The organism is Chrysiogenia bacterium, assembly GCA_020434085.1.
In the GTDB taxonomy this organism is placed as follows: Bacteria; JAGRBM01; JAGRBM01; order JAGRBM01; family JAGRBM01; genus JAGRBM01.
In genome coordinates, this window is record JAGRBM010000287.1 from 1 (window position 1) to 3,076 (window position 3,076).

Annotated in this window: 3 protein-coding genes; all 3 read right to left on the reverse strand. The window is 65.3% G+C overall.

The window, feature by feature from the left end; all coding sequences use genetic code 11:
• Nucleotides 1-2,113, reverse strand: a 2,113-nt coding sequence (locus tag KDH09_09905; protein ID MCB0219996.1) for a PAS domain-containing protein, incomplete at its 3' end; no start/stop codon positions are given.
• A gap of 70 nt (nucleotides 2,114-2,183) precedes the next feature.
• Nucleotides 2,184-2,663 (reverse strand): hypothetical protein, encoded by a 480-nt coding sequence (locus KDH09_09910; GenBank protein ID MCB0219997.1) that lies wholly within the window; start codon nucleotides 2,661-2,663, stop codon nucleotides 2,184-2,186.
• A gap of 21 nt (nucleotides 2,664-2,684) precedes the next feature.
• The coding region (nusB, locus tag KDH09_09915) for a transcription antitermination factor NusB (protein MCB0219998.1) at nucleotides 2,685-3,076 on the reverse strand (392 nt) is incomplete at its 5' end.

Consider the following 3,076-nt stretch of genomic DNA (forward strand, 5'->3'; position numbering starts at 1 on the left):
TCAGCTCGGAAATGTCCTGGAAAATGATCACGCAGCCCTGGTCGGGTTCTCCCTCGCGCACGATGGGGGCGGCATTGCCGCGCACGTCGAGTTCGCCGATGCGGGTCACGAATTCCTCGATGCCCGGCTTTCGTGCACGCTCGGGTTTGTCTGCCTTCTCCGCACTCGCCTCTTCCTCGTCCCCCTCGGCGACCATCCGTTCCAACGCGCCGGCGAGGCCGTCGATGTGCAGCTCCGCTACCTGCGTGCCGATCAGCTCCCGCGAAGACTTCTGGAGCATGAGCTCGGCAATGCGGTTGGCAAACATGATCCGGTCAGCGGCATCGAGCACGATAACCCCCTCGCCCAGGGATAGGAGAATCGTCTCGATTCGCTGGCGCTCGACCGAGAGTTCGATGTTCTTCCCTTCGATGGCGCGCTTGAGGTCCAGCTCCAGCGCCATGCGCTCGAGAGTGATGCGCTGGCGGTTCACGAAGTTCGAGACCACGAGCGCTACGAACAGGGTGACCGTCAGGGTCACCACCAGAATCACCAGCGTCTCGCCGCGCAGTTTGCGCAGCGCGCCCAGCATAGTGCCGGTCGAGATGACGCGCGCCACCACCCAGTCGCGACCGGGCACGCGCTCGGTCACCACGTAGTTCGATCCACCCGGCAGGTTGATGCGGTACCAGCGCTGCTCGGGGCTGCTCTGCCCGAAGAGCTCGCCGAAGAGCCCGACGTCGTAGCCCACGTAGTCGTCATTGCCGTGGGCGAGAATCAGGCCGTTTCCGGACGCGATGAAGTCCCACGCGCCGGGGGCGGCATATCCACGGAAGAAGCGTGTGAGCCGCGAGGTTGGAAACAGGGCTTCGACATAGCCCACCGGCTGTCCACCCGCATCCCGCACCACGGCGGCGAAGAGGATCTCGGGCTGGTTTTCCGGGCGGTCGCCACGAATGCGGAGCTGGCGCTCGAATTCATAGAAGAGCGAGCCGTGCGAGAGGAAGTTCTCATTGAGCGCGATACTCCCGCCCGAAGAGTTCAGCAGCCGCTCACGCTCGCTGCGATCAAGGCTCTGCAGGGCCGGCTCGGTTCCCGGCTGGGCGTAGACGTGCAGCACCTCACCACCGGTCGTATAGAAGCCCACCGACTTGAAGTCTTCGAGCAGGAACTGATGGGGAATCGAGGCGAGCGCCTGCACCGGATCGGCCGGATACGCGAGCGCGGAGTAGAGTTCCATCGTGGCGAGCGACTTCACCTGCCGATCGAGCCGCTCCAGGTAGCTGTGAACATCGCTCGTGATTTTCGCCGCCTCGCCGCGGTAGCGGCCCAGCGCCTCACCCAGCAGGCGGTCGCGCAGCAGGTAGTTGAAGCTCAGCGCCACGCTCACGGTTGAGAGCGCGACGAAGCCGAAGAGCAGCACGCGAAAGACCCGCGCGCGCACGCCGATCTCGTCGAGGTTCGAGAGCGCCAGCGCCCCCGACACCGAGGCTACCGAGATGGCAAAGTGCGTGAGCGCTTCGAAGGCAGTCCGGACTTCGGCCGGCAGATCCTGGGTCTGCGCAAGCTCCATGCTCTGGCGAAGCACCAGCATCAGCGCCGCAAAGACTACCAGGCGCCGCGCCTTCTGCGCCCGCGCGAGCACCCAGCCCAGGCAGACCAGCGCGATCACCAGCTTCATCGCCACGAAGAAGAGCTCGGCCTCGGGACGGAAGATGAAACTCACCGGCAGCAGGGCGCTGCGCTGGATGCCGCCGAGGCCGGCCACGCCGCCCACCACCAGCACAAGCACGCCGATGCTCCAGAAGTAGGAACGCGAGCGCCGCTCGTTGATCCACTCGACTACGGCGGTCGTCACCAGCCAGAAGCCCAGCAGTTCGAAGAGCAGGTTGAGGTACTGATAAAGCGGCGGCGTCACCGGATACTGGTGGAACAGAACGAAGGTCGACTGCCAGGTCTCCACGCTCAGCGAGACAAAAAAGAACGCGTACCCGATCAGGAAGAGCGCGGCGGTTCTGCGCGCAAGCAGGTGCAGTCCGCTCAGCAACAACGGCAGCGCCATTGCCAGCGAGAGCAGTGCGAGCACGTCCAGCAGGTTGGCGAACTCGATCGATTGGAAGAAATTCTCGGTCATCGCCGCCTGTCCGCGTTCCGGGCCTCACCCGGACGGCCCGTGCTCGCAAGCGCGGCAAACCACCCGGGGCCTAGAACAGATCCAGATCCAGTACGGTCAGTGTAACATCGGAAGGCAGCATCTTCGACTGTTCGTGGCTGCGCTCGCCGAGCACCCGCGAGAGGGCATTGGTGCTGGCGAAGGGCCGGCCCTCTCCGACGAAATAATCGGCGGCAACCGCCACTTTGGCGGCGCCGGCCTTGCGGGCGTCCACGAGGGCGCAAATCAGCCGATCGGCGGCCTCGTTGGCGCCCACGCCCTTGAGGCTGCCCACACCGCTCACCACGGCGGAGGCGCTGGCCAGCTTGGGAGCGTTGAGCAGCAGCGTCCGATCGCCCTGGGCGCCCGAACACTTGCGGCCGCGCAGCAATGCCGAGAGCTTGCCGCCAAGACGCCAGTCGGCGAGACCGGTTGATCCCTCCAGCGGGCCCACGCCTTCGGGCACGGCGAGAACAAGCAGCTCGGCTTCGATCTCGTCGATGGGGGCTTTGCTGACGTGGAAGGTGGCCATGCGCGTCGGAATTCCCTGAGCTTACTTGGCGTCGGCTGCGTCCTTGGCCGCGCGCACTTCGCGCGCGACGCGGTCGAGAATGCCGTTCACGAAGCTCGGCGTGTCCTTGTCCCCGAAGCGCTTGGCCAGAGTGACAGCCTCGTTGATGATGACGCCGACCGGCGTCTCGGATTCGAACATCAGTTCCCAGGTGGAGAGACGAAGCAGGTTGCGGTCGACATCGGCCATGCGGGAGATGTCCCACTTTTCGGCCGCGCTACTCAGCGCCGCATCGATCTCGGCGCGGCTTGCCGATACGCCCTCGACCAGGGTCGCGGCATAGGCCTCGCTCACCGGGCCGAGCGGTTCGCCGCGGTGGACCTGGGTGAGCAGCTCGCGGATATCGCCCTGCTTTTCCCAGTTGCTCAAATCGA